The organism is Azospirillum sp. B510 (assembly GCF_000010725.1).
Classification (GTDB): domain Bacteria; phylum Pseudomonadota; class Alphaproteobacteria; order Azospirillales; family Azospirillaceae; genus Azospirillum; species Azospirillum lipoferum_B.
In genome coordinates this window covers 2,495,085-2,516,506 of record NC_013854.1, presented here as the reverse complement: position 1 = coordinate 2,516,506, position 21,422 = coordinate 2,495,085, and the positions used below count along the sequence as shown (strand labels likewise).

The following is a 21,422-nucleotide window of genomic DNA, read 5'->3' as shown; positions in this document are numbered from 1 at the left end:
ATCGACTTCGTTACGTAACGAGGGGTGGATAATGGTAATGACTAACGCTGAACGGCAGAAGAAGCACCGGGAGAGGATTAAGGCGCTGTTACGTAACGCTGGAGATGCTAGTGACACATCTGCCCCCGTAAACGGCTGTCGCACCCTGCCGGTTATCATTGCGGAACTGCCCGGCCCGTCGATCGACAACTCAGGCGATGACTACGACGATTCGCCCCAGTCATTCGCAAGAGGCATCATGGCCGCGATGCAGCCGAACGTTATCAATATGGTAGAAGTCTTGATAGACAAACATCCGCTACAGGCAAGAGAGATTTCAGACATGTTCGGCCTCAACATTGACCCTGTGCGCAAGCTGACGTGGCGGCAGTTCCACGATACATTCCAGGCAGCTAAACTGCCCAAGGATGAACTTAATGCGCTACTCGGAAGAGCAGCGCGCCAAATGGTGGCAGGTATTAGGCCACTGGAACGATTCGTCTGGCTTTCAGAGGCATACACATACCGCCCCCTGCTTGAGCGCTTAGGGCTGTGGTCCGTGCCGTAACGTCTACTTCCAGCGCGGATCGTTACGGCACGGGGCCGAAGCTGCATAGTCCACCTGAACCGGCGCGCGGGCTGTTATATGGTCGAGAGGCAGCCCGCGCTCCGCGTGCTGATGCCGCCGGTGCGCCCGCTGAGGGACGAGGGGCAGGGCGCCGGGGGCTGACCTGCGGCGCGCAACAAAATTACCAAGAAATTTCGAGTAATTTTCTTTCGGGTCCTTCCCCGGCCAAAGGCCTGGGGGTCGCCCCTGCCGCGGCATTCCGCTGGGTGCGACGGTGCAAAGGGGGATCCGCTTCCGGTTTCCCCTAGGTTATCAATCCTAAAATCGAGGTCCGACGATGGCGACACAGACAGAGGTGGGCGCCCATCTTGACCTGTCCGACCGTGCAATCCGCGCGCTTATCGACCGCGGAATCCTGCCCGCCGCCCGTCGCGGCGACTTGGATATCGACGCATGCCGGATCGCCTACGTCAGGCATTTGCGCGCGACCGCCGCCGGCCGGGCTGAGGGCCCCGGCGCAGACGACCTGACGGCGGAGCGTGCCCGGCTGGCGCGGGAGCAAGCCGACCACTTCGCGCTGAAGAATGCCTCGCTCCGCCTGGAACTGCTGCCGCGGACGGAGATCACCCAAGCCGTTGCTGCTGCGTTCAAGATCGTCCGGGACCGGCTGACGGCACTGCCCGCCCGGCTGGCGGCGCCGCTGGCCGGGTGTTCCGATCCGGCGGCGGTGCGGGCGCGGCTGAGTGACGCCGTCGCGACCGTGTTGGACGAGTTGGCCGAAGAGCGAATCGTCTCCATCGAGGAACCGGCCGATGCCGATTGAGCTTCCAGTTTCAGAGTTGACGGCACGGACCGCGACCGGATGGTTTGCCGCGCTGCGCCCACCGCCGCGCCTGTCTCTGGCGCAATGGGCGGAGCGGCACGCGCGACTCTATGATGGGTCTGTATTCCACCCGTACCCATACCAGCGTGAAATTCTCGACGCTATGACCGACCCGGTGGTAGAGCGCATTACTCTCATGAAGTCTGCCCGCGTCGGTTACACGCAAATGCTGTCCGCTGCGCTGGGCTATTTCATCGCACAGCGTCCATCAAAGATCATGATTGTTCAGCCGACTCTTGAAGATGCAGAGGACTATTCAAAGGATACCATTGAGCCGCTGAGCGATTGGCCGGTGCTGGCCGGGCTGCTGTCGGACGGCGGGACGCGCCGGAAGGGCGAGACGATCAAGCGGAAGTCCTTCCCCGGTGGGTCGCTCAAGATCACGGGTGCCAACAGCCCGCGCGCATTCCGCCGCATCGACCTAGATGTCCTGCTGTTCGACGAAGTGGACGGGTACCCACCGGTTGCCGGTAAGGAGGGTGATCAAATCGCCCTGGGCATCAAGCGGCTGACGCAATCGCTGCAGCCGCTGGCCGTGATGGGAAGCACGCCGCTTATCGAGGGCGACTCGAAGATTGCCGACGCCTTCGCGGCCGGGACCATGGAGCGGTACCATCTGCCGTGCCCCCACTGCGGCGAGTTCCAACCGCTCGTTTGGGGTGATGGGACCGGGGCCGGGATGCGCTGGCGCGACGACGATCCGGCAACCGCCTTCTATTGCTGTGTGAACGGCTGCCCCATCGACGAGGGCCACAAACTCGACATGCTGGAGGCCGGCCGGTGGGTCGCTGAAGCGCCGTTCCGTGGGCACCGCTCCTTCCATGTGTGGTCCGCGTATTGCCCCCTGCCCGGCGCAGCTTGGCCAAAGCTCGTGGCGGAGTTCCTGGCCGCCAAGAAGGATCGGGAGAAATTGCAGGTCTTCTGCAACACCGTCCTTGGCGAATGCTGGGTCGACCGTGGCGAAGCTCCGGACTGGCGGCGTCTGTATGACCGGCGGGAGTCCTGGGAGCCGGGAACCGTTCCGGCTGGCGGGTTATTCCTGACCGCCGGTGCCGACGTCCAGCGCGACCGGGTGGAGGTGTCCGTCTGGGCTTGGGGCAGGGGCAAAGAGTCCTGGCTCATCGAACATCGCGTCCTGATGGGCGATCCGTTCCAGGCGGCGGTGTGGCGTGACCTGTCCGCCATGCTGGCGGAGACTTGGCGATACGAGCATGGTGCCGAGTTGGGCATCACCATGACCGCCATTGACGCCGGCGACGGCGTGACGATGGAGACCGTCAAGGCATGGGTGCGGACGGCCGGCCCGCGGGTGATGGCGATTAAGGGCTCGTCCCTGCCGCTGGCGCCGATCCTGGGGCAGCCGACGGCGGCGGATGTGAATCGGCGCGGTAAGAAGATCGTCGGGGGTGTGAAGTTGTGGCCTGTGGGCGCCTCCGCGGCCAAGTCGGAATTCTACGGATTCCTCCAGCTGGATCTCCCGACGGCGGAGAGCGGGGAGTCGACCCCAGCGGGATATGTCCATCTGCCGGAGCATGCCGGGGAGGAGACCGTAAAGCAGTTGGTTGCCGAGCATCGCATCACCCGCGGCGGGAAGGGGCGCGCCCGCGTTACGAGCTGGGAAAAGCTGCGAGATCGCAACGAGGCTTTGGACTGCCGAGTTTACGCTCGCGCCGCGGCGGCCCGGCACGGCGTTGACCGTCTCAGCGATGCGGCATGGTTGGATCTGGAGAACGCCCTGGCCGCGCCAACGCGCCCGGCGCCCGCCCGCCGGCGCGATCCAGCGCCATCCGCCCCGGCGCCCGCGCGCCCGCGGCAACCGGCCGTGGTGCGCTCCTCATACCTGGGCTGACCGAAAACGCTACCCGCGAACTGTTTAGGTCAAGAGAGCCTCGCGCCCGAACCGCGAGGTTTTATTCGTGCCAGTTCCCGGAGTCGCCGCGATGATCGATGCCTTGAAGCGGGTACTAGGCCTCGACGGCAAGCGTTCCCTCGATGCCGCGTCGGTCGGACGACGACTCCAGTCCGCCGGCCGTATTGCCAACCTCAATACCGACCTGTTCCACGGGGCGGCAACCATTCGCCAGCGCGCCGCGCACATGGCCCGCAACAACCCATGGGTTGCCGCGGGTGTGGCGGCTCTTGTCGGGTCGACTGTCGGGACCGGAATCGTGCCGACACCCCGCCATGCCGATCCGGTGGTTCGTGACGCCCTGTCTGCCGCTTGGTTACGGTGGACCGACGTCGCCGATATCTCCGGCCGACAAGACTTCCAGGGCCTTCAGGCGTTGGTTGCCCGCTCAATCTTCGAGGCAGGAGAGGCCTTCGTCCGCTTGCGCGTGCTGCCCGAAGGGCTGCGCCTGGAACTGGTGCCGGCGGAGATGGTGCCGATCGATCTCCACCGCAATCTGTCGGGCGGCGGCGTGATCCGGGCCGGTGTGGAGTTCGATGCCGATGGCCGGGTGGTGGCGTTTCATGTTTACCGCTCCGCCCCATCCGATCCGCTCCAACTGCTGAGCCTGGAACCGATCCGGATCGCCGCGTCGGAACTCCTGCACATCTTCGAGCCGCTCGTGCCGGGGCAGGTGCGGGGTCTATCGCGCATTGCCGCGGTGATGCTCCGCGCCCTGGATCTGGATGGCTATGAGGACGCGGCGCTCCTTCGGATGCGAATCAGCAACCTGCTGACTGGGTTCGTATCCGATCCAGATGATACCGCCAGTGAGTTGGTTCCGGCCGAAATGCTGCCCGGCGCCGTGGTCCGGCTGCCGCCGGGTGCCGAAGTCACCTTCAGCGATCCGCCCGACGCGGGCGCTTCATACGCCGATTACGTCCGCGCGCACCTCCGCGCGCTGGCCAGCGGTCTCGGCACGACTTACGAGCAGATATCGGCCGATTTTTCATCGACCAACTATTCTTCCGCCCGTGCGGCGCAGGTGGAACACCGGCGGAAGGTGGAGCAATTCCAGCATTCCGTTCTGGCGTTCCAGTTTCTGCGCCCGGTGTGGTCCAGGTTCGTCACGGTCGCCGTTCTGACGGGGGAGGTGCCGGCCGCTGCGCTGGATGAGCCCGGCGCCGATTGGTTGACGCCCCGATTTGAGCACGCCGATCCGAAAACCGCCGTCGAAACAGAGGTCGCGGAGCTGGATGCCGGTCTCCGCTCCCGCTCGCAGTCTGCCGCGGAGCGTGGGATTCGGATCGAGGATCTCGACGCCCAAATCGCCGCTGATCGTGCTCGTGAAAAGCAATTCGGTCTGACCTTCGGCGCCAAGCCGCCGGCGCAAGCCGCCCCCACCACCGCCCCCTGAGGCTTCCATGAGCGACATCTTCGTCCGCGCTGCGGCATTCGTGCCGGGCACGCTGAACCGTGACGCCCGAACCGTCGAAGTGACGGCTATTTCCGGTCCCGCCCCCGTCACCCGCACCGGCCGAGCGCCCGACGGCACAATGCGGCGATGGATCGAGCAACTCGACGCCACTGCGGTGGATTGGGGTGCTTTCGCTGGTGCGCCGGTGCTCAAGGATCACAACCCGACCACTGATTCGACGGTCGGCGTGATCGAAAGTGCCCGTCTCGAAGGAAAAGCCGCTTCCGCAGTTGTTAGATTTAGTGAAAAGCCCGCGGCGCAAGAGCTTCTCTCCGATATTGAGGCCGGAATTATTCGGGGCGTGAGTCTCGGATACAGGGTCTCGAAGTTCTCAAGGGAAGGCGACGTCTTTACCGCGGTCCAGTGGAAGCCGCTCGAGCTTTCGTTCGTACCCCTTCCGGCGGATGCCGGTGCCACCGTTCGCAGCGAGGAATTCATGGCGGAAATCACCACCGAGACCGAAACCACCCGCACCGACGGCCCGGTGCTGAACCGTGCCCAACGGAATGCCGAGATCCGGAGCATCGCGCGCGTGTCCGGGTTGCCGCAGACGTGGGTTGATGCCCAGATTGATGGAGACGCCGAGCTGGATGCGGTCCGTGCGGCTGCTTTCTCGGAAATGCAGAAGCGCAGCGGCCCGGCGCTGAACACGGCACAGATCCAGGTAATCCAGGACCACGGCGACCCGATCCAGGTCCGCACCGCGATGGCGGACGCCCTGGCCGCCAGGCTGGCGCCCGCCCATGTGAAGCCCGAGGGCCGGGCGCGGGAGTTCACCAGTTGGACCGTGGTCGACATGGCCGGCGAGTTGGCCCGCGCCCGCGGCGCCACCTTCGATCATCGGAATCGCGCTGCTGTGGTGGAGGCTCTGTTTAGCCGCGCCGCGCACTCCACAAGCGATTTCCCCTTGCTGTTGCAGGATGCTACCAATAAGGCGCTACTGCCCAGCTACAATTCGGCGGCGCCAACTTATCGGCAGTGGAGCGCCGCCCGCTCCTTCAACGACTTCCGACCGCACCGCTTCCTTCGCCTGGGTGATTTTCCGGGACTGAAGGAGATCGGCGCCGAAGGTGGAGAACCCGAGTACGGAACCCTTTCCGAGAACCGGGAGACAGTTTCTCCCAAGGAATTCGGTACCGGGGTATCCATCGACCGTCGAGCGCTGCTGAATGACGATCTCGGGGCGCTCGCGTCGTTGACTGGGCTTATCGGCGTTCGTGTGGCGGCCGAAGAGAACCGCCTCGCTTATGACCACTTGCTGTCCAACCCCGTGCTGTCCGATGGGCACGGTGTGTTCCACGCGACGCACGAGAATCTGATGCCCAGCGCCGGTATCACTGTGGAGTCGGTGGCTGCCGTGGTTGCCACAATGCGAAAGCAGAAAAGCCGCGACGGTGTGCCGCTGAACATCGCGCCACGCTTCCTCCTGATCGGCCCGGACAGCGAACTGGCGGCCCGCCGGCTGCTGGCCGCCATCACCGCGGCGCAGGTCGGCAACGTCAATCCGTGGTCCGGTCTGCTGGAACTTATCGTCGACGCGAACATCGCGGACGATCGATGGATCGTGTTCGCCGATCCGGGCATGTATCCGACTTTCGTGCATGGTTACGTGGCGGGCACGACAGGACCGACGGTGCGATCTGAGATCGATTTCGACACCAGAGCGCTGAAGATCGCTGTTGGGCTGGATTTCGGATACGGCGCGATCGACTTCCGCGGCGCCGCTTTCAATCCGGGCTGATATGGCGACGCTCGCCGAGATGCAGGCCATGAAAACCGCGCTGGAAACGGCGCGGTTCTCCGGAAACCGTCGGGTGAAAACGGGTCAAACCGAAATCGAGTTCAAGAGCGATGCCGAAATGCAGTCCGCCCTTGCTGCACTCGATCGGCAGATTGCTGCCCAGTCCAATCCCAGATCATCCGTCATCTACGTCTCTCCCTCGAAAGGAGTGTGAGCCATGAAGAATTACATTTCGACCGGCAACAACGTCACCCTGCCGGCCCCGTCCGATGTGGCGAGTGGTGAACTGGTGATTGCTGGCGCCCTGGCCGGTGTCGCCGTCACCAGTGCCGAAAACGGCGCGCCCGTGACGCTGGCCACCGGTGGAGTCTACGAGCTTCCCAAACGCATCACGGCGACGTTCGCCAGCGGCGGCATGGTGTCCTTCGACGTCTCCGCCCGCCGCTGCGACACCCCCGGCGCCGGCCGCTATCCCATCGGTGCGGCGATCGAGCCCGCGGCCAACGGCGCCAGCGCGGTACGCGTGCGGTTGAACGGCGTCACCACGGCGCCCGCCGCCTGACCAGTTTCGGCGCGCAGCCGTCTGCGGGCGCCCGCGGCCCGTCCAACACCGAAAAGCCTCATGCCCCGCGCGCCGATTATCCCTTGGGGTTCAATGAGGTAAGGCCGCGCCCTACACCGGAGCGACGACATGGCCCGATCCGCACTATTCGATCGCGTCGTCCAGCTGAAACTTGACCGCGCGCGGGAGATCGTTGGCCGGCGGCTGGCCGAAGTGGCGCAGCGCGAACTTGACCGCGCCGTTGAGAAATACCATCCCACCGCGCACCGCCAAGTGGTCGACGGGGTGGAGGGCGTACCGCTGACCGGCGCCAAGGAAGTGGTGCATTTCGATTTCAGCTATATGCGCGCGGTGGTGCAGGCTGCACTTGAGCAGCTTGAAAGCACAAGTCCAGTCGATAGCGGCGCATATGTCGAGGCGCATTCGGTGTTCGTAAACGGTGTTCAAGTCGATGACCTGAACAACATCGGCATGGCACAGCGCGTCGTCATCACGAACCACGTTCCTTATGCCCGCGTGATTGAACGGGGTATCGGCCGTCACGTCCCATGGTCAAAGCAACCGCAGGTGCCGGCCGAAGGTGTCTATAGCCATGCTGAGAAGGCGCTGCGCCGTCGGTTCGGGAACGTCGCCTTGATCAAGTTCGGGTGGTTCGGATTCGAGGCAGGAAACGAGACCGGCTCAACTGTTTCTAAGAATAGATACCCTGGACTTTCCATAGAGGCGCGCTGACGATGTACGAGGATTCGCTTGGTTCTTTGACCATCGACGCGCGCCCGGCCAGCAATAGCATAACTGGTCTGGAACGTGATTTCGATGCGCTTGGTCTTGCTGTTGAGCGCACGCAAGCACGGATTAACAAAGAGGTTGAAGAAACCGTTCGTGAATCACGCCGACTGGCCGAAGTCTCACGTGAATGGAAGCGTCTTGAGGAAAGCATCGGCGGCAGTACCGCCGCGATGGAAAAGTACAATCGACTGTCTGGAGAAGCGGATAGGGCGCTTGCTGCCGGGCGCATCAATGCTGACCAGCACGCCGTCGCGATCCAGCGGCTTGGCCAGCGATACAAGGAGACCGGCGAACAAGCCGCGACTTCCACCCGACTGGCCGCCCATGAGCTGAACAACCTGAGCTTCCAGGCGCAAGACTTCCTTGTGCAAGCCGGGAGCGGTCAAGGCATCTTCCGGCCGTTCATCCAACAGGCGCCGCAAGCGGTGGGTGCTGTGGGTGGTGTGGGGCGCGCGGTGTCGCTGCTGACCACCCCCACCGCGCTCGCAACCATGGGCGTGGGTGCCCTGGCCGTCGGGTTCGGCGTGGTGGCGGCCCGTGCCGTGTCGATCCAGGACGAATTGCGCGAGTTCAACACGATCCTGAAGGCGACCGGCCAGCAAGCGGAACTGACCGCTTCACAAGTCCGCGGCGTTGCCGAAGGAATGGTCCGTAAGGGCGCATCCAAGGAGGATGCCAACGCCGTCATTTCCTCGGTGCTCAATTCCCGCAAGCTTGCCAACGAGGCAATCGCCAAGGACATCGGCGGGCTGGCCGTCGACATGGGCACGACAATGGGCGGGACCGCAGAAGCCGGGAAGAAGCTGACCGATTGGCTTTCGTCTGGGCTTCCAGGGATCCGCGACATGGCGCGCGAGACCGGCGCGCTATCGGTATCCCAGTACGAGGCAGCCCGCGCGGCGCTGGAGCACGGCGACAAGGCGCGCGGGCTGAACATCGCCATCGGTGCCCTTAAGGATCGCTTCGACGGGTTGCGCAAGGACTCGCTCAACCCGGCCGGACAGGCGATGCAGGACGTAAAGAACGCCTATAACGACCTGCTGAACACAGCGGCCGACCATCCCATCACGATCCAAATCGAGGTGGCAGGCGCGGACGTCCTGAAGGGTATTTCCGCCTTCATCAAGGACCCGATTAACTTTCAATTTCCGACGTTCTTCACCAAGGATACGGAGTTCCCAACGCCGTTCGGTGTCGGCAACCTGCTGAAGGACAAGCCGCGCACATCGACGCTGTCCGAAGGAGCCATCACTGGGCGGGAGCCCGTGATCGTCCCCGCGCCGGCCGGCACGCCGGTGCCCGGCCGGAAACCGACGTCGATCGACGGGTTGTCGATCGACGAGGCGCTGCAGCTGTCCGACCTGACTCATGCGAACGATCGGCTTGTCGACGCCATGAAGAAGACCGGTGCGGAGCGGCAGATTGCCGTCGCGCAGGTGCAAGCCGAGATCTCGGCACTTCAGGCGGGCAGGTCGGCACGGGCGGCGGAGCTGGAAGGTCTACAGGCTGCGCGGATGGCTCGTGCCCAGATGGCCGCCAGCTACGCGGACGAGAGCAACGCCCTGTCGCTGGCGGCCAAGGGGAATCTTGCCCTGGCAAACGCATACGGGGTCAGCGAGGCCGCCGCGCTGCGGCAGAAGGCGGCCAACGATGCGCTTGCCACCGCCGCCGGCAATGCCGCGGTCAACGTGGCGGAGCTGACGCGCAAGAACCTGCTGAGCGGCGCGGCGCAGACAGCGGCCGATGGCGCGAAGGGACTTGCCGACCTGAAGCGGCAGGTGGAGTGGCAGGAAAAGATCACCGCCGCCACCCGCGACGGCATGGGCGCCCGTGCCGAGGTGGAGCGACAGGCCAGCGTGGCGCAGCAGACGGCGGGCATCCGCGCCGCTGCCATGGTCGCCGAAGAGGAGGGCGCCACCCAGCTTGCCGGAAAGCTCCGCGATCTGGCCGGCGCCTATGACAAAGTCTCGAAACGCGCGCTGGATGACAAACAACGCGATGCGGTGGAGCTATCCATCCGGCAACAGCGTGACCAGTTGGATATCGGCCAGCGGCAGATTGACATGCTGGGCGCCAGCGCTGACCAGCGGGCAACGGCGCTTGCCCGCCAGCGCGCCGAGATCGATCTTCGCGACCGCAATATCGACAAACTGAGCCGAGAGGGGCGTGAGTACATCACCGGTGCGGAGTCGCTGGCGCGGCAAGGCCTCGAAATGGACCGCGTGAACGAGGCATACCGCGATCTGCAAGATTTCGGCGACCGCTCCTTCGACGCGGTGTTGAACAAGATCGTGGCGGCCGGCGATAGCACGACCAGCTGGGCGGACGCTGTGCGTGCCGTTGGTGTCGAGTTCGAGCAACTGGCGGCCAAGCTGCTGTTCGTCAACCCGGTCAAGAACGCCGTGTTGGGCACGAACCTGCCGATCATTGCCGACATCCCGTTCTTCGGCGGGGGTGGGATCGCAGAGGGCAACCGGAGCGGCGGGGGCGGGTACGCGGAGACCGGGCGCACCGGCGGCGGCACGAGCGGATTTGGCGGCGGGTTCGGCCTGGCCGGAATGATGCCGTCGTGGTGGAACGACCCTGTGTTCGGCCTGGCTGACCGGCCGTCCGCAGATTTCGTCGGACCGATGCCGGCCGCGGACGGCTTCAACCCGAGTTACGGGCAAATCGCCAGCGGTCTCGGCTTCGCAGCGTCCGCGGCGAACTTCATCCGAAAGCCGAGCATTGGTTCGGGGATCGGCACCGTCGGCGCCGGCATGTCTCTGGCGTCGTCGCTGGGTTGGATAGCTCCCTCCTTCGGGCCGATCGGGATGGGTCTGGCGATTGCTGCGCCGCTTGTCGAATCGATGTGCGGAAAGTCTGACTACAGCGTCAAACAGAGAATGAAACCGGCGGAGAGCAAGAAATGAGCGCGTTCAATATTTTTATCGACGATCAAGAAGCGTTTCTGTTCTCCGATACCATGGTCTATTCACACGATGGCAAGCCGAATAGCCATGCCAGCAAAGCTTACCCTCTTCCGATCCATCGCGCTGCATTTGGCGGACGTGGCGCGGTGGCGTTGAAAGCTGCGGTATTGCTGGTAATCGAGACCAGCACGCCGGCCGGTGAAACATTCGATGCGCTGACCGATCGGCTTGAAAGTGTATTTGATCAAGCCTTCATGATCATTGAACCAACCATTCAGGGTCCGCATTCAGTTAAGTCGGAGCTATTTTTTGTCGGGTGGTCAGACAGGGAGCAGAGGATGAAAGGGAGCGTTGTCTACAATCGCGATGATTTGGATGAGAATTGCGAATTCATACAAGAAGGGACTGAGAAGAAATTTGTCAGTGGCATGCGTGAGCTTGGACGATATGGCTTTATCGAATGCCCAAAGACAGAAGGTACAGAGTTCGAGATTGACATGCGAAGATTTGGTGATTTTGGGAATGACGGAGTTCCTGCAATCGGAACTCTCATTATGGATCGCCAACGGCAATTGGCAATTCGCCATCTGAACGGATGTATCGGCGGCGAAGTCATGCTGACCCACGTCAGCCGCAACGCCGTCACCATGCGATCGCTACACCGCTGGGAGCCGGGCGCCCCGCCACTTTTCCCTGTCTGACGGAAAACCTCAAAGATGGGCTGTTAACGGAGGGAACCCCTCCCGCAACAACCGTCATGAAAGGACGGCCAGCATGGGCATGATCGAGACCACCAAGACCCCCGCCAATCCCGCGCACGCGGCGCTCTATGAGACCATGGATGCCGTCGAGTCGCACCGGGCGTCCCTGACCACGGTGCTGGAGCGCGTCGCCACGCTCGACAAGCATCCCGCCCTGTCCGCCGATATGGACACGCTGCTGTCGGGCATCGAAGCCGCCACGCCGGAAGTCCGCCGCGCCGTGACCCACGCCCTGCTGACCGGCATTCGCGATCTGCGTTCGATCATCGACAGCGTCGGCAAGGGCGCGCATGTGGCGCTGAATCAGGCCGAGACCGCCACCGTCCTGGCCGGGATCACTCTGACCGGCGACACCCAGCGCTTCAAGCTGCGCCAGTGAACCAACTGCTGTCCGATCTGGCGGCGCGAGTCCAGGGGGCGTTGCGCCCCCTGGCTTCCCCGCTGACGATCCGCCGGACGGAGACGATCCGTTGCGTCGTGGCGACGCCAGCCGCCGCCGGTGCCACCATGTTGCAGTTGACCGTTCCGGCCGGTACGGCCGGGTTGCTGACCGGCGACAGCTTCACCGCCGGCGGCACGGCGCTCAAGACCGTTGCGGCCGATGCGCCCGCCACCGGCGCAACCTGCACCGTCACCTTCGCGCCCTCGCTGACCGCCGCCCTTCCCGCCGGTGCCCTGATCCAGGTGAACCGGACTGCGGCCTATCCCTGCCTGGGGTGGGAGGAGGGGCTGGATCTGGTGCGCGTCCAGAACACGCTCATCGGCGCGACCGACACGAGCCTGTGCGTGCTGACAGCCGGGCTGCCCATCGACCCGCGCGCCGGCGACTTCATCGTGTCCGGCGGCCGGACCTTCACCATCAAGATCGCCACCCGCGACGGCATGGCCGCCGTATGGCGCCTCATCGCGGGGACCTGAAGCATGAGCTATGCCTCGACACTGAACGCCCTGGAAGCACGTCTCCGCGACAGGTGGACGGAGACGGCTATTGTCGGTGAAGGCGATACGTTTGAGCGGCCGAATCCGCCGGCGGCTTTCGTCACCTTCGAGTTCGGAGACGGGGCGGGACGCATTGCTGGATTTGGCAACGGCGTGACGACCCGCACCGAGGGCACCTTGGTGCTGTCGGTGTTCGCCCCTGTCGGTGCCGCCGGTTTGATCCGGGAGGCCGTGGAGCGGCTTGCCGCACTGTTCCCAACCGGAGGAGGCATCGGGGACGCGCGGTTCCTGGGCGCCCCGCGATTTGGCCGCGTGTTGCCGGCCGATGGAGATGGGGGGTGGATCGTCGGGGATGTCGAGATACCGTTCAGCGTTGATTGCCTGGAAACGGTGTAGCCGCGAAATTTAGCGCATAATTTCGATTAAGAGTGCCGCATACGTCATAACGAGTGTGGCGGCCATCATCCACTTGATGGTGCGCAACTGGGCAATAGCTTGGTCGATGTGCCGAGTGGTCATGGACAGGCACGCCCTGGGATAGATAGCATGCTGGGGGAGCGGATGCCTGTGCGGCCTCTCTCATACGTCCGAACCGTTACCCAACAATAATTGATTGTAGGTCTTCTGGCACTGATTGGCCAGAGTTGTTGGAGGCTGAACTCCATGAGCGACCTGTTCGACGTTTTCGGGATGCTCGGGCCGGGTGACCCCGCAGACATCGATTTTGCTCCGTCCTGCCTTTTCCTGAAATCTGGAGAGTCGGTGGGTGACTGGAAAGCGCCATCCGATGGGTGGTGGCGCTTTCCAGTCTGTGACCCCCGCTGTTGCCCCCCTTCGGGTCCTTTCGCTACCGAGGAAGAGGCGCGGCAGTAGCCTCGGCAGCATCTGCCAGCCGTTCCGCCTCATGGATCACCTCCCAGAACCGGTGCACGGCGAGATCGTGATGCTCGCCGGGCGGCTGGTCGTACGACCGGTTCACCGCCACGTCCGGCCACAGGGCTGCAAGCTTCGCCGCAATGCCGCGCATGCCAGCCGCCGGGATGCTAAACAACTCCGCTTCCAGATCCGCACGCTTGTCGTTGCGATCCTCTTCAAGGTGCTCGTAGGGCTGACCGCTGGCGACCAGCTCCTCGTGGCGGCGCTCGTTCGCCGCGAGCTGGGAGAGGACGGCGGTGATTTTCGCGTCGGTTGTCATTTTCTTCCTCTACTCGTTACAGGGTTGCAACGCCAAGGGCAGGTGTCTGCTTCCTTGCGCCATGACTGTATGAAAATGGGGTTTCAATGTTAGAAAATGGTAACTCGCTCGTTCTTGACGGTCAACCAAAAAAGGGTAGTCTGACCCCAAAATCATACAGAGGCGGGACCGACATGTTTGCGTTGCGAGGTGAGCAGATCCGGGCCGGACGGGCGCTGAAGCGGTGGAGCCGCAAACAGCTGGCGCAGGAGGCCAGCCGCTTCCACCCGGTTTCTGAGGAGACCATCCGAGATTGGGAGGGGATCGACGGCGTGATCAACGCCACGACCGCTCGGGCCAACGCCGTGGTGCGCGCCTTCGATGAAGCCGGAGTCGAGTTGCTCAATCACGGTGCCCCTGGTGCCCGGTTGCGAGCGGTTGAGCAATCGTGATGCGAAGACAACGCCAGATCAATTGAATAAGGTGTGTCTTAAGTACAAACGGGACTATTTGTCGCGATCTCAGGGACTATTTGAATTGCCTGTGTGACAAATATTATCCTCTTTGACAACCGCATGCTGTGTTATGCGATAGTGCTGCCTTCATTCAAAGATGGAGGGGTTCCATGTCAAAATTAGGGATTTCTTTCCATATAGAGAAATACTTTTCACTTAGACAGCTGTCTTCCGATCTAGAGGGAAAGGATAGTGATGCGTCGCGTGACATTGATGGACTTGCTTTAAAGCATCTGAAATTGGCGCTTTCTTCCGATGTTGCTACACATGATGACGTCAGAGCTCTTTTGACATTCGCTTGCCACTGGAAGCCAAGACGTTTTCGCGGGAACAGTCCATTTTCTCGCGCGCTCCGCTTGGCATTGACAGGCAAACCCGGTTGATCGGGCACAACGTGGTCAGAGGAGACCCAAACAAAGAACACCCCGCCCGGCTGGCGGGGTGTTTTTGCAGCGGTCCATGCGTCAAAGATGCGTCAAAACTGCGTCAACGCCATGCGCTAAGTACTTGAAAAATAACGGTGTTCACTCAATACCGTGATAGCCCTTGTACCACTCCACGAAGCGGGGCAGGCCGGTCTCGATCGGGGTCTTCGGCTCGAAGCCCAGCACCTGCCGGCTCAGTTCGATGTCGGCGGCGGTCTCCTGCACGTCGCCGGCCTGCATCGGCTCCATCACCTTCACCGCCTCGCGGCCGAACGCCTGTTCCAGCACGGTGATGAAGCGCATCAGCTCCTCGCACCGGTTGTTGCCGAGATTGAACACCCGGTGCGGGGCGCCGGTCTCCGCATCGACGGGAGCGGGACGGTCGAGCGCCGCCAGCACGCCGGCGACGATGTCGTCGATATAGGTGAAGTCGCGCTTCATCTTGCCGCCGTTGAAGACGCGGATCGGCCGCCCGGCGGCGATGGCGTCGGCGAACAGCCAGGTCGCCATGTCGGGCCGGCTCCACGGACCATAGACCGTGAAGAAGCGCAGGCCGGTCATCGGCAGCTGGTAGAGATGGCTGTAGGTGAAGGCCAGCATCTCCGCCGCCTTCTTGGTGGCGGCATAGACCGAGACCGGGCTGTCCACCCGATCCTCCACCGAGAACGGCATCTTGCGGTTGGCGCCATAGACCGAGGAGGTCGAGGCATAGACGAAATGCCGCAGGCCCGGCATGCGCCGCGCCGCCTCCAGCAGGGTCACCTGTCCGGTGACGTTGGCGTCGACATAGGCATAGGGATTTTCGATGGAGTAGCGCACGCCCGGTTGCGCCGCCAGATGGACCACGCCGGTCACGTCATCGAACCGCGGCCACAGCCCCTCCACCGTCGCCCGGTCGGCGACGTCGGCCTTGAGGAAGCGGAAGCCGGGGCGGCCGGTCAGCCGGGCCAGACGCGCCTCCTTCAGGGGCACGGCGTAATAATCGTTGAGATTGTCGATGCCGAGCACCTGTTCCCCGCGATCCAGCAGCGCGGCCGCGACATGCGATCCGATGAAGCCGGCCGCCCCGGTGACGAGGATGGTCATGGTCCGACACCCTATATGACTATGGTCCGCCGGTCTTATGCCCCAGCGGCGCCTGGCGCGCCAGCCTCCATCCGCAGCTGCCCCGTGACCGGTTCGCATGCTTGACAGCCGATCCGCCCTGCCGGTCTACTGCGCGACCGCGACACACCAGGACCGATGGGACCATCGATGCCCCCGAAGAAGAATCCGCTGAATCTGAACCCGCTCCAGCTGCGCACCCTGACCCTGCTGCAGGAGATCGCCCGCCTGGAGAACGCGCCGGCCGAGGGCGAGGAGGGTGGTTTCCAGATCACCTCGCTGCCGCACGCGCACGGCAACCACTTCCATCTCGGCCATGCCGTGGTCGCGGCCAAGGACGCCACCGGCCTCCAGAACGAGGCCGTCTGGACCATCCTGGAGCGCAAGGGCGTCCTGAAGCGCACCCCCGGTGCCGCCGTCCTGACCGCCGCCGGCGTCGGTTACGACACCGGTCTGCGCGACCAGATCCTGCATCATTCCGACCACTGACATCCGGGGCGGAGCCGCGCCGATGGACGACACCGCCGAGGATGTTCCGACGCCGCCGGTTCCGGTGAAGCCGAAGCCGGCGGTATCGGCCCGCGATGAGCGCCTCGCCGCCCGCCTGCGCGAAAATCTGCGCAGGCGCAAGGAGCAGGCGCGCCAGCGGGGGGAATAGGCCCCTCTCCCGCTCCGGGAGAGGGCGCTTTCGTTCAGGCCAAATCCTTCCTGAACCAGATCTGCTTGTGGCCCGGCGGATAGCCCTCCATCTCCGCCCACAGCTCGTAACCCTGCTTGGGGTAGAAGCCCGGCGCCTGGAAATCATAGGTGTAGAGCCGCGACCAGCGGCAGCCGCGCGCCGTCGCCTCGCTCTCCGCCGCCGCCAGCAGCCGGCCGCCGAGACCGGTGCCGCGTGTGGACTCGTCCACCCACAGCAGGTCGACATACAACCACTCCCAGTTGGTGTAGCCGACCAGCCCGCCCTTCAGCGCGCCGTCCGCGTCGCGCGCCGCGACCACCAGATCGCGGCGGTCGTAACCGCGTCCGAGCGACGCCTCGTTGTAGGCGCGCAGGCCCTCGAAGACTCCGGCCAGATCGGCCGGGGCGGGGGTGTCCGTCACGGACAGGATGTATTTTTGGGTCATGCCCCGGAGCTTAGCCATGGCGGCGGGCAAGACCAGCGCGGTGATAAAGAGCCGTCCATGCGCGTGGGACAGTCGTCGTTTTCTTGAGCCCCGCCGCGTGCTCGGCTACAAACCAGCCTTCACGCTTCCTCCTCCAATCGATACGCCAAGGAGTACCCCCGCGATGGGCATCATGCCGGACAGCTGGATCCGCGAGATGGCCGAGACCAAGGGCATGATCGAACCCTTCGTCGAGACCCAGAAGCGCGAAGGCGTGATTTCCTACGGCGTGTCGTCCTACGGCTACGACGCCCGGGTCGCCGACGAGTTCAAGATCTTCACCAACGTCGACAACGCCATCGTCGATCCCAAGCGCTTCGACGATTCGAGCTTCGTCGACCGCAAGACAGACGTCTGCATCATCCCGCCCAATAGCTTCGCGCTGGCCCGCACGGTGGAGTATTTCCGCATCCCGCGCGACGTCCTGGTCATCTGCCTTGGCAAGAGCACCTATGCCCGCTGCGGCCTGATCGTGAACGTGACGCCGCTGGAGCCGGAATGGGAGGGCCATGTCACGCTGGAGATCTCCAACACCACCCCGCTGCCCGCCAAGGTCTATGCGAACGAGGGGCTGTGCCAGTTCCTGTTCCTGAAGGGCGACAGCGTGTGCGACGTGTCCTACGCCGACAAGGCGGGCAAATACATGGGGCAGAAGGGCGTCACGCTGCCCCGGCTGTGAGCCTCTTCCTCTGAACGTCTTCTGAAGCGCATCCGCGAAAGAAACAGGTCCATGGACAAGATCCGCATCCGCGGCGGCCGACCGCTGAACGGCACCATCACCGTTGGTGGCGCCAAGAACGCCGCCCTGCCGCTGATGACGGCGTCGCTGCTCACCGACGAGACGCTGACGCTGACCAACCTGCCGATCCTGGCCGACATCAACACGCTGTGCAATCTGTTGTTGCAGCATGGCGTCGCGATCCATATGGCCGGGGCCGGCGGCGATTGCGCCGGCCGCGCCGTGGAATTCACCGCGCGCGACATCACCAACACCACCGCCCCCTATGATCTGGTCCGCAAGATGCGGGCCAGCGTGCTGGTGCTGGGTCCGCTGGTGGCCCGCTGCGGCGAGGCCAAGGTGTCGCTGCCCGGCGGCTGCGCCATCGGCGCCCGTCCGGTGGATCTGCACATCAAGGGCCTGGAGGCGATGGGCGCCGACATCCGTATCGATGCCGGCTATATCGTCGCCAAGGCGCCGGCCGGCGGCCTGCGCGGCGCCGAGTATGTCTTCCCCAAGGTGTCAGTCGGTGCGACCGAGAATCTGCTGATGGCCGCCACGCTGGCCAAGGGCACCACCATCCTGGTCAACGCCGCGCGCGAGCCGGAGGTGACCGACCTCGCCGAATGCCTGGTCAAGATGGGGGCGAGGATCACCGGCATCGGCAGCGACCGGCTGGTGATCGAGGGGGTCGACCGGCTGCATGCCGCCCGCCACATGGTGGTGGCCGACCGCATCGAGACCGGCACCTACGCCATGGCCGCGGCGATCACCGGTGGCCGTCTTGACATCCTCAACACGCGGCTCGATCTGATCAAGGCGGCGGTCAAGGCGCTGGCCCCGGCCGGCGTCGCCTTCGAGGAGATCGAGAACGGGATCCGCGTGTCGCGGGCCAATGGTGAACTGCACGGCGTCGACGTGATGACCGAGCCGTTCCCCGGCTTCCCCACCGACCTTCAGGCCCAGATGATGGCCCTGATGTGCACGGCCAAGGGGGCGGCGATGATCACGGAGACGATCTTCGAGAACCGCTTCATGCACGCGCCGGAGCTGACCCGGATGGGCGCGCGGATCACGGTCCACGGCTCGTCGGCCCTGGTGCGCGGCGTGGAGCGGCTGACCGGCGCGCCCGTGATGGCGACGGACCTGCGCGCCTCGGTGTCGCTGGTGCTCGCCGGACTGGCGGCGGAGGGGGAGACGACGGTCAACCGCGTCTATCACCTCGACCGCGGCTATGAGCGGGTGGAGGAGAAGCTGGCCGCCTGCGGTGCGGAGATCGAACGCATCCACGGCGGCGAGGAGTAAGCGGCGGGGGCATCCCTCCCGCCATCCTGATCAGGTTGGCCTTTCCCGAGAGGTGTCCCCGAGCATGACGGTCCTGAGCCCGATCCGCCTGCGCGCCGAAGACGCGGAGGACCTGAAGGTCGTCTCCGCCTGCCTGCAGGACGCCATCCTGCCGGTCGGCGACATGTGCTTCCAGCCCGACGACAAGCGCTTCGTCATGGTCGTCAGCCGCTTCCGCTGGGAGGCCGCCGACGGTCGGCGTCCCGGTCCCAGCGCCGACGACGACGATCTCGCCCCCTATGAGCGGGTCCATTGCGGCCTGCGGGTGGACGGGGTGACCGGCGCCAAGCTGCGCGGTTTCGATCTCAAGGACCGGGGCCTGATCCTCGAACTGCTGTCGATGGAGACGGTGGAGGGCGGCATCGCCCTGCATTTCGCCGGCGGCGGCTGCGTCCGGCTGGACGCAGCCGCCTGGCGCATGGTGGTCGAGGATCTGGGCGAGCCCTGGCCGACCGGCTGCAAGCCCTGCCATCCCGACGAGGCGGTCTGAGCGACCGCAGCCCCGTCAGGGTCGGCCGTCCGCATCGGCGATCCGGATCAGCGCTCCGCCACCTGGGTGCCGGTATGCAGCCGGCGGATCACCTCCCGTGCCGTTTTCCTGTAGGTGACCGTGTCCTCATCCTCGCCGGGCGACAGTTGCGAGCGGCGGACGGTGAAGAAGCGGTGGCCGACATCCAGCATGCCGCTGGCCTCGACCAGGATGCTGAGATCCCTGCCGTCGGCGCTCGGCGAAACCGACACGATCTGTCCCAACTCCTCGCCACGCAGGCCGGTCACCTCGCGGCCGACGAGGTCATTGCCGGCGCTTCGATCCTCGGCCCGCGCCGACTCGATGGGCAGGGCGGTCAGGATGGGCAGGGTCACCGCCAGCGCAAGGCCGGCCAACAGGGTCTGGAACCTCATGATTCGGGCTCCTATCGCTGATGTGTGTCTCGTATGTCACAATCAACATAGGAATTGTGGAGCGGTTCCCAGGGAACCATCCAGAGGTAATCCGGTTGTCGGGGGCATAGGCCGGCGCGCCGCCCCCAGGCGCACTGGTCTTCAAGACCATCAGCCCCAACAGCCGAGGAGCCCTTTTCATGGCCCAGACACTCGACGGCCGGACACTCAATGGCCAGACACTCAATGGCAAGACCGTGGCCGTGCTCGCCACCGACGGCTTCGAACAGGTGGAACTGACGGAACCGGTGAAGGCCCTGCGCGAGGCCGGCGCCACCGTCCATGTGGTCGCCCCCAAGGGCGGGCGGATCCAGGGCTGGAACCACCATGACCGCGGCGACATGGTCGATGTCGATGTGACGCTCGACCAGACGGATGCCGACCGTTATGACGCGCTGCTGCTGCCGGGCGGTGTGATGAACCCGGATTCACTGCGGCTGGAGCCGGCGGCGATCGCCTTCGTGAAGAGTTTCGTCGCGTCGGACCGTCCCATCGCCGCCATCTGCCACGGTCCCTGGACCTTGATCGACGCCGGCGGCGTGCGCGGCAAGCGCATGACCTCCTGGCCGTCGCTGCGGACCGATCTCGGCAACGCGGGGGCGGCCTGGGTCGATGAGGAGGTGGTGACCGACCATGGTCTGGTCACCTCGCGCAAGCCCGACGACATCCCGGCCTTCTGCCGCAAGATGATCGAGGAGTTCGCTGAAGGCCGGCACGCCGGCCATCGCCACGCCGCGGCGTAGGGGCGGGAGGGTAGGGGCCCCGCGGTGACGGCCCTTATGCCGTCACCAGCGGGGACAACCCGTTCTGGATCGCCCACACCGCGGCCTGGGTGCGGTTCTGGGCGTTGATCTTCCGCATCACGTTCTTGAAATGCATCTTCACGGTCGATTCCGTGATGTGCAGGTTGCGGGCGATCGCCTTGTTCGACTGGCCGGCCAGCAGGCAGCGCAGGATCTGAACCTCGCGTTTCGACAATTCGCCGCTGGTCGGCATGCCGATGGGGCCGGGCATGGGACCGTAGGCGGAGCCGTGCTGTGGGCGTTCGTTGACGGCGGCCATCAGCAGACCGGCGACATGGGTGGGATAGACCACCTCGCCCAGCATCACCAGCCGCAGCGAGCGCAGCAGGCTCTCGCTCGACATGCTCTTGTTCAGATAGGCGTCCGCCCCGGCCTTCAACGATTGGGACAGGCTGCGGTCGGCGATGGTATCGGCCAGCACGGCGATCCGTGCCGAGGTGCCGTCGCGCAGGCGGCGGATGCCGGCGATCTCTTCCGGCATGCCGTCCTGAAGCGCCAGCACGATCAGGTCCGGTTCCTCGCCGTCGGCGATGAGGTCGAGCGCGTCGTCGGCGCTGGCGGCGTGGGTGGTGACCCGGAAGGGGCCGCCGCCGATCAGGGTTGCCAGGGCCGCTGAAAACAGCCGGTCATGGTCGACCAGCATCACAGTCCATGTCGTCATCGATGATCCTCCGCTGGGCCGCCCGTCGCCGGGTGGCGGCGATCCCCCCTTTTGGTCCGCTCCCGAAAGCCCGG

At 64.6% G+C, this 21,422-nt stretch carries 25 protein-coding genes; 20 read left to right on the top strand and 5 right to left on the bottom strand.

The annotated features are described in order from the left end of the window. Positions 1-37: 37 nt before the first annotated feature. The 13 genes from AZL_RS35470 (at position 38) to AZL_RS11710 (ending at position 12,895) form a co-directional block, all read left to right on the top strand. On the top strand, positions 38-547 hold the full coding sequence (locus AZL_RS35470) for a hypothetical protein (protein WP_148219296.1): 510 nt from the start codon (positions 38-40) through the stop codon (positions 545-547). A 337-nt stretch (positions 548-884) separates the two neighbouring features. Further along, positions 885-1,370: a hypothetical protein gene (locus AZL_RS11765; RefSeq protein WP_012974777.1), complete on the top strand. Its 486-nt coding sequence runs from the start codon at positions 885-887 to the stop codon at positions 1,368-1,370. Continuing rightward, positions 1,360-3,279, top strand: coding sequence for a phage terminase large subunit family protein (locus AZL_RS11760; protein WP_042443042.1), 1,920 nt, complete (start codon positions 1,360-1,362; stop codon positions 3,277-3,279). Before AZL_RS11765 ends, AZL_RS11760 begins: the two co-directional genes overlap by 11 nt. A gap of 91 nt (positions 3,280-3,370) precedes the next feature. After that, on the top strand, positions 3,371-4,735 hold the full coding sequence (locus AZL_RS11755; RefSeq protein WP_042443039.1) for a phage portal protein: 1,365 nt from the start codon (positions 3,371-3,373) through the stop codon (positions 4,733-4,735). A 7-nt stretch (positions 4,736-4,742) separates the two neighbouring features. Further along, the gene (locus AZL_RS11750) at positions 4,743-6,536 is read left to right on the top strand and encodes a prohead protease/major capsid protein fusion protein (protein ID WP_012974774.1); all 1,794 of its coding nucleotides are present in this window, start codon (positions 4,743-4,745) and stop codon (positions 6,534-6,536) included. 1 nt (position 6,537) lies between these two features. Further along, positions 6,538-6,750 (top strand): phage head-tail joining protein, encoded by a 213-nt coding sequence (locus AZL_RS11745; protein ID WP_012974773.1) that lies wholly within the window; start codon positions 6,538-6,540, stop codon positions 6,748-6,750. 3 nt (positions 6,751-6,753) lie between these two features. Then, entirely contained in the window at positions 6,754-7,098 is a 345-nt protein-coding gene (locus AZL_RS11740) for a DUF2190 family protein (RefSeq protein ID WP_012974772.1), read from the top strand. Positions 7,099-7,227: 129 nt separating this feature from the next. Further along, the gene (locus tag AZL_RS35465; protein WP_012974771.1) at positions 7,228-7,830 is read left to right on the top strand and encodes a hypothetical protein; all 603 of its coding nucleotides are present in this window, start codon (positions 7,228-7,230) and stop codon (positions 7,828-7,830) included. Positions 7,831-7,832: 2 nt separating this feature from the next. Beyond that, entirely contained in the window at positions 7,833-10,799 is a 2,967-nt protein-coding gene (locus AZL_RS11725) for a phage tail length tape measure family protein (RefSeq protein WP_012974770.1), read from the top strand. Continuing rightward, a complete protein-coding gene (locus AZL_RS35460; RefSeq protein WP_148219295.1) occupies positions 10,796-11,500 on the top strand; it encodes a hypothetical protein in 705 nt (234 codons plus the stop codon). Before AZL_RS11725 ends, AZL_RS35460 begins: the two co-directional genes overlap by 4 nt. Before the next feature lie 73 nt (positions 11,501-11,573). Next, the gene (locus tag AZL_RS11720; RefSeq protein WP_012974769.1) at positions 11,574-11,939 is read left to right on the top strand and encodes a hypothetical protein; all 366 of its coding nucleotides are present in this window, start codon (positions 11,574-11,576) and stop codon (positions 11,937-11,939) included. Then, positions 11,936-12,478, top strand: coding sequence for a hypothetical protein (locus tag AZL_RS11715; RefSeq protein ID WP_012974768.1), 543 nt, complete (start codon positions 11,936-11,938; stop codon positions 12,476-12,478). Before AZL_RS11720 ends, AZL_RS11715 begins: the two co-directional genes overlap by 4 nt. Positions 12,479-12,481: 3 nt before the next feature. Further along, entirely contained in the window at positions 12,482-12,895 is a 414-nt protein-coding gene (locus AZL_RS11710) for a hypothetical protein (RefSeq protein ID WP_012974767.1), read from the top strand. Positions 12,896-13,346: 451 nt separating this feature from the next. Here the strand turns inward: AZL_RS11710 and AZL_RS11705 are convergent, their stop codons facing one another. Next, positions 13,347-13,694: a hypothetical protein gene (locus AZL_RS11705; RefSeq protein ID WP_012974766.1), complete on the bottom strand. Its 348-nt coding sequence runs from the start codon at positions 13,692-13,694 to the stop codon at positions 13,347-13,349. A 173-nt stretch (positions 13,695-13,867) separates the two neighbouring features. Here AZL_RS11705 and AZL_RS11700 point away from each other — a divergent pair, with 173 nt between their 5' ends. Then, positions 13,868-14,125: a helix-turn-helix domain-containing protein gene (locus AZL_RS11700; RefSeq protein WP_042443031.1), complete on the top strand. Its 258-nt coding sequence runs from the start codon at positions 13,868-13,870 to the stop codon at positions 14,123-14,125. A gap of 587 nt (positions 14,126-14,712) precedes the next feature. Here AZL_RS11700 and AZL_RS11695 read toward each other — a convergent pair. Then, positions 14,713-15,699, bottom strand: coding sequence for an NAD-dependent epimerase/dehydratase family protein (locus AZL_RS11695; protein ID WP_012974764.1), 987 nt, complete (start codon positions 15,697-15,699; stop codon positions 14,713-14,715). Between the two features lie 168 nt (positions 15,700-15,867). Between AZL_RS11695 and AZL_RS11690 the strand changes: the two genes are divergently transcribed. Continuing rightward, positions 15,868-16,206, top strand: a complete 339-nt coding sequence (locus AZL_RS11690) for a hypothetical protein (RefSeq protein WP_042443029.1) — start codon at positions 15,868-15,870, stop codon at positions 16,204-16,206. Between the two features lie 22 nt (positions 16,207-16,228). Further along, the gene (locus tag AZL_RS36580; protein ID WP_173380481.1) at positions 16,229-16,375 is read left to right on the top strand and encodes a hypothetical protein; all 147 of its coding nucleotides are present in this window, start codon (positions 16,229-16,231) and stop codon (positions 16,373-16,375) included. A 34-nt stretch (positions 16,376-16,409) separates the two neighbouring features. On the opposite strand, the gene AZL_RS11685 is transcribed toward AZL_RS36580, so the two are convergent. Next, positions 16,410-16,859: a GNAT family N-acetyltransferase gene (locus tag AZL_RS11685; protein ID WP_012974762.1), complete on the bottom strand. Its 450-nt coding sequence runs from the start codon at positions 16,857-16,859 to the stop codon at positions 16,410-16,412. Positions 16,860-17,004: 145 nt separating this feature from the next. On the opposite strand from AZL_RS11685, the gene dcd reads away from it, so the two are divergent. The 3 genes from dcd (at position 17,005) to AZL_RS11670 (ending at position 19,432) form a co-directional block, all read left to right on the top strand. Continuing rightward, the gene (gene dcd, locus AZL_RS11680) at positions 17,005-17,559 is read left to right on the top strand and encodes a dCTP deaminase (protein ID WP_012974761.1); all 555 of its coding nucleotides are present in this window, start codon (positions 17,005-17,007) and stop codon (positions 17,557-17,559) included. A gap of 51 nt (positions 17,560-17,610) precedes the next feature. After that, a complete protein-coding gene (gene murA / locus AZL_RS11675) occupies positions 17,611-18,903 on the top strand; it encodes a UDP-N-acetylglucosamine 1-carboxyvinyltransferase (RefSeq protein ID WP_012974760.1) in 1,293 nt (430 codons plus the stop codon). A 64-nt stretch (positions 18,904-18,967) separates the two neighbouring features. Further along, a complete protein-coding gene (locus AZL_RS11670; RefSeq protein ID WP_042443026.1) occupies positions 18,968-19,432 on the top strand; it encodes a DUF2948 family protein in 465 nt (154 codons plus the stop codon). A 47-nt stretch (positions 19,433-19,479) separates the two neighbouring features. On the opposite strand, the gene AZL_RS11665 is transcribed toward AZL_RS11670, so the two are convergent. Beyond that, the gene (locus AZL_RS11665; RefSeq protein ID WP_012974758.1) at positions 19,480-19,845 is read right to left on the bottom strand and encodes a hypothetical protein; all 366 of its coding nucleotides are present in this window, start codon (positions 19,843-19,845) and stop codon (positions 19,480-19,482) included. A gap of 179 nt (positions 19,846-20,024) precedes the next feature. On the opposite strand from AZL_RS11665, the gene AZL_RS11660 reads away from it, so the two are divergent. Further along, positions 20,025-20,627, top strand: coding sequence for a type 1 glutamine amidotransferase domain-containing protein (locus AZL_RS11660; protein WP_012974757.1), 603 nt, complete (start codon positions 20,025-20,027; stop codon positions 20,625-20,627). Positions 20,628-20,661: 34 nt separating this feature from the next. On the opposite strand, the gene AZL_RS11655 is transcribed toward AZL_RS11660, so the two are convergent. Continuing rightward, positions 20,662-21,348, bottom strand: coding sequence for a LuxR C-terminal-related transcriptional regulator (locus AZL_RS11655; protein WP_012974756.1), 687 nt, complete (start codon positions 21,346-21,348; stop codon positions 20,662-20,664). Positions 21,349-21,422 lie beyond the last annotated feature (74 nt).